Genomic DNA, 6,552 nt, shown 5'->3' on the forward strand with positions numbered 1-6,552 from the left:
ATAGTAATTTGCAAGTTTTATTGTTTGCTATTACCGCAATGCTGTATTAAATAGGCGCGTGACTAGTGAAGTAGGGATAAAGAGCTAACATAACTATAGCCATGGCACATTTATCCATTTGCACCGTATACTGCCAAAAAATATGCCCATTGGTAAACAAACAGCAGCAAAGGATAGAAACACCTAATAACAGGCCGCTCCGGCAGTCTTTGAAAGAGTATGCGCGTGGTATAACAGGTGGTTTGCTTTTTAGCTTTCCGTTGCTATATACCATGGAGGTATGGTGGGCAGGCTTTAGCGCTAAACCACATGAGCTGCTGGCTCTAGTCTTTGTTACTTATGTGCTGCTGCTTGGCTATAACAGGTATGCAGGTATGCGGCCGGACGTAACCTGGCGAAGTGTCATGGTCGATTCGGTGGAGGAAATGGGTATAGGTTTAATATTGTCCTTTACTGTATTGCTCATGATTAACCGGATCGACTTTACTTCTATGTCAATAGACGAGGTTATGGGCAAAGTGATTATTGAGGCAATGGCTGTGTCAATTGGGGTATCTATCGGCACGGCTCAATTAGGTGAAGGTGGTGTGAGCGGAGATAGTGAGGAAGAAGGCGAAAGAGAGTTGGCAGAAAAAGACTTTGTTCCCTCTGAGTTGAGGTCGAAGGTGGCTGTAGCTGTGCTGTCGCTGTGTGGGGCTATCATTGTAGGCGGCAATATTGCCCCAACGGAAGAGATTATAATGTTGGCCCTACAGGCAACGCCAGTGCACATTTTCACAATGGCCTTGGCCTCTATCTTTTTAAGTATCATCATCGTTTATTTCAGCGACTTTAAAGGCGCAGCCAAAAATACCTCCGTCAGAGAACTTATTTTCCAGGTAACGTTTGATACCTCTATCAGTTATATCATGGCTTTGGTTGCCTCAGCGTTTTCGCTCTGGTTTTTCGGCAGGTTTGATGGTGTTAGCTGGTGGGTTGCCTTTTCCCAATGCATCACGTTAGGGTTGGTCGCTTCTCTGGGTGCATCAGCCGGGCGTCTGCTGATTAAGTAGCAAAACATGGATAGAAAACAACAGCAAAGTACAAACAGTATCAAAGACCAAAAGAACTGGTTAGAATGGACAATTTTTGGTTTTAGCCTGGTGCTTGTGCTGAGTATACTTTTATACCTTGTAGTTCAAGCTTATACCCATGGCCCAGTTACTCCTAAATTAATTGCTGATCATTATCTGGATGCATCTGAACACGCACCCAACCGCTACCGCATTGTGCTTCGGAATCTGGGTGGTGAAACAGCAGAACAGGTAAAATTAACAGTGCGATGTATACAAAATGATCGAGTGATGGAAGAAGCTGAACTAGAGTTTCCTTTTGCTCCGCAAGAGTCGCAGCGGGAGGGGTGGGTAAGCTTTAGAGGGAATCCAAACCCAGGGGATAGTATAGAAGTGCACGTAGTGAGTTACAAAAAGCCCTGAGGTGCTTTTTGTGTTTTAGTAAATAAAAAGGTGCTGCCGTGGCAGCACCTTTTTATTGCATGTTTTTTCTGTGTTTTATTAGGCTTCGGGCATGATGCGTACTACCAGGCCTTCCATGTCTTCTTTTAATCGTAGTTGGCAGGAAAGGCGGCTGTTGTCGCTTACAAGTGGCAATGTTTCCAGCATATAAGCTTCATCATCACTCATCTCAGGCAGCTCCCCGTGGCTTTCAAGCACTTCTACATGGCAGGTGGCACAAATAGCCATACCACCACACACAGCCTGCACCGGAAACTCGTTTGCTTTTAAAACTTCCATCACAGACAAATTCATGTCTAGTGGCGCTTCCAGTTCTATACGGTCACCGTTATCCTGTTCTACATAAATGGTTATAGCATCTTTCATTATTGTAGCTCCTGAATTCCGTTAACGGTAGTATATTTTAATACAAACTTTTTATCCGGGTATATAATGTTGTATGCACTTTGAGCCATCAAAGCAGACTCGTGGAAGCCACAAAGTATAAGCTTAAGCTTGCCAGGGTATGTGTTGATATCACCAATGGCATACACACCAGGGATGTTGGTAGAATAATCTTCTGTATTAACCTTAATGGCGTTTTTCTCAAGCTCCAATCCCCAGTTTTCCAGAGGGCCCAGCTTTGGCACAAGGCCAAACAGCGGTATAAAATAATCAACATCCACCAGGTGAGGCGTAGTATTGTCTACCATCACCGTTACCGCCTTCAATTCGCCTTCACCGTGTACTTCTGTGATATTAGACTTAAGTATAAGTTGGATCTTGCCTTCTTCAGCCAGTTTCAGAACCTTTTCTGCTGACTCAGGTGCTCCTCTAAAGGTAGTGCCACGGTGAACAAGCGTAATCTCTTTGCAGACATCAGCCAGGTAAATAGCCCAGTCTAAGGCAGAATCGCCACCACCGGCTAAAATTACGCGTTTATCACGGAAGTGCTCCGGGTCACGAACCATATAGGTTACGCCATAGCCCTCATACTTCTCCAGGTTTTCAATGGCCGGCTTACGAGGTTCAAAAGAACCGAGGCCGCCAGCAATTACTACTACTTTACAAGCAATCTCAGTACCGTCTACTGTACGAACAATAAATGAACCGTCCTCCTGCTTCTCCAGTTCTTCCACACGCTCGCCCAAGGTAAAGGTAGGGTGGAAGGGAGCTATCTGCTGCTCCAGGTTTTTAACCAGATCACCGGCTAAAACTTCAGGGAAGCCAGGAATGTCGTATATTGGTTTTTTAGGGTATATTTCAGAAAGCTGACCGCCAACGGCAGGCAGCGCATCTACTACGTGGCAACGCATCTTAAGCAGGCCAGCCTCAAATACGGCAAACAAACCTACCGGGCCAGCGCCCACAATGCATATATCCGTTGTTATTCTGTCCATCATTAATTTATAAGTTGCAATCAATATTTTAAAGTAAAGATAGTTGCCAATTGGCAGCTTGCATAGCTTTTTTATCTTTTATTGGGTACAGGAGTGCAATTTTCGCACCAGTTTATACTTGGTTTTGGCGCACAGTTTCCTGTAATCTAAGCGCATTGAATGCGGCATATCCTAGTTGGTCACTGTCGAAGTATACATACACATACAGCCCTTTCTGCTGCTATCTTTGGATCTGTTGTGCCCACCATTGCAAGGCACCTGCAGAGTAAGAGCCGGCATACTTGCCTTCAGGGCCATGCAGCCGAACGTAAATAAAATCAGCCGTTATGTGGAGTCGAGACTTGTGCGCATCCAGTTCATAAATGCATAAAGCCGCATTATGTTTACGGAGCAGTTCTAAAACTTCTTCTGTATACCAGCTGGTGTGCCGGAACTCATAGGTATACCCATAATAAGGTGGCAGCAGACCCAGAAAATCACACAGTCGCGCTACATTTAACTGCCATGCCGGCGGAAGTTGACAAAGCACGGGACCTAGTTTATGTTCCAGTGCATTGGCGTTGCTAAAGAATCTTGAAAGACCTTCCTGCGGGTCCTTCAGCTTTTTCATGTGGGTAATGTACCTGCTCGTTTTTACAGCAAAAATAAAGTCATCAGGTACTGCCTTACGCCAGTTGGAGAATGTTTCAGAAGTGGAAAGCTTATAGAAAGAGGTGTTGATCTCTACTGAGTGAAAGAACTGCGTATAATGCTTCGTGAAGTCCTTTTGATTTACACCCTCAGGATAAAAATTCCCCTTCCAATGCTTATAGGTCCAGCCTGAAGTTCCTATATGTATTTTTCATTTTACCCTTTTACCCAAACTTATACCAAAGCATTAGCTCCCCCTGCTAGGCGTAGAACACCTAGCAGGGGGAGCTAAAGAAGACTGTGGCGAAGGTCAGGATGTGTATCCCGAAACTTAAATAATACGGAAGTAATCTTGTAAATAGTCAGGTAGTATACTGTAAGAGCTATAAGTAGTTGTTTTTTTAGGGTAGAAACAGAAAAAATAGAAGTAAAAAGCAAAACCAGCCATCAATGTCGACGTTAAACAGGTATGCCACCCAATTAAATACTCAACTTAATTAAATTATCATGGATTCAAACTATCGAAAAGACCGAAAGGATTCGATCGGCAACAGAGATAATAGTATGAACAATAGATCGAATTCGGACAATCAGCATCAGGGAAATAACTGGAATCGCTCAAGCAATACCAGCTATGGCCGTGATAACGCCAGTATGCGTGGGAATGATTATTATGGACATCAGGATATAAAAAGCGACTATGGTCGTGGTAACTACAGCAACTCTACATACGGTGCCGGTGCGAAAGGAGACTTCAGCGGTGGTACCCGCTACGGTGAGGGCGGTAGCACGCATGGAGGTGGATCGGGCTACGGTCACTCCAGGTATGGATCTTCCGAAAAACAGGGAGGCTACAGTGGGCGTCGCCATAGCAACCAGTCTGAGAACGTGCGTAACGGCTATGGAGAGGTTACTGACTTTGGAAACCGCAATAACTATGGTCGCCAGGCAGGTAATCAAACGTATTCGGATTTTATTAACCACAACTATGGCAGCCGCAGCAATAGTGGTAACCGCTACAGAAGTGGCTATGATAACAGCATCGGAGACTATGGCAACACTGGCTATGGCTCTACCAGTTATAATAATCGTGACCGGGACCGTGAGCGAAGTGTATATGGCAACAGCAGTGAAGGTGCCCCATACAAATCTGCTTCACAAGGGCGTTTCAGCGAAAACGACGGCCGCAGGCGTTAATTTTTAGTTACTGTAAAAAAGGAAAAGGCTTGCCCCAAAGGCAAGCCTTTTCCTTTTTTGATAACCGTAGAGGCATAGCTCCGTTACTATAAGTATAGAATTTATGTTAAATTAAACTACAAACTACTATGGAACGAAACGAAAGAAACAGGTATTATCAAGGTGGATATGAAGATCGTATGGGGTATACCAACAACTCTTCAGACGACTACAGACGCAATGACGACTTTGGCCGTAACAACTACGACCCAAGGCAGAATGACCGCCGTTGGGTACAAGAGGCACGAGAAGATTTTAGGGAAAGAGGTGTTCAAAACAGGAACGATAACAGGTTCCAGAACTATCGCAACCGGGACTCCGATATGGAGCGAAACTACCGCAACAATACCCGTGGCCAGCAGGGAAGCTTAGGTGATTTGCGCCAGGGCTATGGTGTGTCTAGCTTCGAAGGCTCCTCCGACCGTTACGATTCAAGAATGAATGACATGCAGCGCAACCGTAATGCTATGAACAACCAGGGTTACGGCTCCGACAGGATGAGTGGCTACAGCGGCTCACGCTTTGGAGGCTCTAATTATAGCTCAGATGGCGGCTTTGGTGGCTCATCAGACTATAACTCTATGAGCGGAGGCAATGGCAGCATGGATGGCTATCCATCTACTTCCGGCTATGGCGGCGGGTATAGCAACTCTTCTATGCAGCAACGCTCTGGCAGAAACAACACAGACTTCGGTGGCAATAATGCTTATAATTCCAGCTATGGCCGTAATGACCGCGGTGGATACTATAACGACGATAGAAACCGCTAATTTGCTATAAATAACACAGTATAAAAGAGCACCTGCTTATAGCAGGTGCTCTTTTGCATGATGAGAGTAAGTAGAAGCAGTACTCTTTATATAACAGGCAGTTTTGATAAGTATACGGCAGAAAAACGTGTTAATGTCTCCCGTTAACAAGTATAAATTAGTGGAAGAGTAAAGGTAGGAAGAGTAACTACTGAATAATTAGCGTTGCTTAACTGCTGGTGGCATGTTAATTAAAATGTACAGGCATGTGTTGTGCTTCCTGATTCATAAAAGGATTAAAGAGCAGGCTGTATTGTTGCAAAGCCTATTGGAGTATACTTGAGTTTATATCTTATTCCAGTCATGAGCTAAGGGTAACGCAGTCTCATTCGCTACAGGTAAAATTGTATCTAACTGGTTTTTTACAAGTATGTTTTGTTGCTGAGGGTTAAGGTGTAATAAAGTGAGCTTGACGTTTCTTTCCTCAAGTACGTGTTGGTATAGCGCCAGACTGCCAAGTATACTTAAATCAACATCTGTCATAGCTTCACAATTTACCCATACCTCCCTAACCTCCTCTTTCAAAGCATCTTTTACCCGGTCCTTGATACGTACCAAGGTAGTGTTCGTCATGGGGCCATAGATAGTAATATAACAAGAGCCGTTATCAAAGTAATATTTGGTTTCCATAATGTTACGGCTGATGTTAAACTTAACTGTAGAAGTTTTACCTAAATATAAATTTGTAGAAGGTAGAAACAAAAAATACGGGTATTTGTTTTAGCTACTACTGGAGCTTCTTTACCAATAAGCCTATGATGCGAGTATCTGACTTTATAGGCAACAAATCAGAGCTCAATGACTTGGCAATTTAATTCAATTGCATATTCTCAGACTAGCTGCTTATCAATATTTGCTAGAGAGCATTATTTTAAAAGTTATCAATACTCGTAAACAAAATTAGAAAGTAATAGCCAATCTGGCTTCAGAGGTAAATACTTAAATGTGATAGTTTAAATACTGATTTTGCGCTTACCTTTTTAA

The 6,552-nt window shown here is 43.7% G+C and carries 8 protein-coding genes; 4 read left to right on the forward strand and 4 right to left on the reverse strand.

Annotated elements, in window-relative coordinates:
- Window positions 1-101 precede the first annotated feature (101 nt).
- Window positions 102-1,052: a TIGR02587 family membrane protein gene (locus tag ACFQ2O_RS18720; protein WP_377531524.1), complete on the forward strand. Its 951-nt coding sequence runs from the start codon at window positions 102-104 to the stop codon at window positions 1,050-1,052.
- A gap of 6 nt (window positions 1,053-1,058) precedes the next feature.
- On the forward strand, window positions 1,059-1,475 hold the full coding sequence (locus ACFQ2O_RS18725; RefSeq protein WP_377531528.1) for a hypothetical protein: 417 nt from the start codon (window positions 1,059-1,061) through the stop codon (window positions 1,473-1,475).
- A 78-nt stretch (window positions 1,476-1,553) separates the two neighbouring features.
- Here ACFQ2O_RS18725 and ACFQ2O_RS18730 read toward each other — a convergent pair whose 3' ends face one another.
- The 3 genes from ACFQ2O_RS18730 to ACFQ2O_RS18740 form a co-directional block, all read right to left on the reverse strand.
- Window positions 1,554-1,880, reverse strand: coding sequence for a 2Fe-2S iron-sulfur cluster-binding protein (locus tag ACFQ2O_RS18730; RefSeq protein WP_377531531.1), 327 nt, complete (start codon window positions 1,878-1,880; stop codon window positions 1,554-1,556).
- Complete coding sequence (locus ACFQ2O_RS18735; RefSeq protein WP_377531544.1) at window positions 1,880-2,893, reverse strand: NAD(P)/FAD-dependent oxidoreductase; 1,014 nt, start codon at window positions 2,891-2,893, stop codon at window positions 1,880-1,882. Before ACFQ2O_RS18735 ends, ACFQ2O_RS18730 begins: the two co-directional genes overlap by 1 nt.
- Before the next feature lie 220 nt (window positions 2,894-3,113).
- Window positions 3,114-3,731, reverse strand: a complete 618-nt coding sequence (locus ACFQ2O_RS18740; RefSeq protein ID WP_377531548.1) for a DUF72 domain-containing protein — start codon at window positions 3,729-3,731, stop codon at window positions 3,114-3,116.
- Window positions 3,732-4,087: 356 nt separating this feature from the next.
- On the opposite strand from ACFQ2O_RS18740, the gene ACFQ2O_RS18745 reads away from it, so the two are divergent.
- Together ACFQ2O_RS18745 and ACFQ2O_RS18750 are read left to right on the forward strand one after the other, a co-directional pair.
- A complete protein-coding gene (locus tag ACFQ2O_RS18745; protein ID WP_377531534.1) occupies window positions 4,088-4,720 on the forward strand; it encodes a hypothetical protein in 633 nt (210 codons plus the stop codon).
- A 128-nt stretch (window positions 4,721-4,848) separates the two neighbouring features.
- Window positions 4,849-5,529, forward strand: coding sequence for a hypothetical protein (locus ACFQ2O_RS18750; RefSeq protein ID WP_377531538.1), 681 nt, complete (start codon window positions 4,849-4,851; stop codon window positions 5,527-5,529).
- Window positions 5,530-5,853: 324 nt separating this feature from the next.
- On the opposite strand, the gene ACFQ2O_RS18755 is transcribed toward ACFQ2O_RS18750, so the two are convergent.
- Complete coding sequence (locus ACFQ2O_RS18755; protein ID WP_377531541.1) at window positions 5,854-6,198, reverse strand: STAS domain-containing protein; 345 nt, start codon at window positions 6,196-6,198, stop codon at window positions 5,854-5,856.
- Window positions 6,199-6,552: the final 354 nt, after the last annotated feature.

Origin of the sequence: Pontibacter rugosus, from assembly GCF_042678745.1 — a bacterium.
GTDB classification, from domain to species: domain Bacteria; phylum Bacteroidota; class Bacteroidia; order Cytophagales; family Hymenobacteraceae; genus Pontibacter; species Pontibacter rugosus.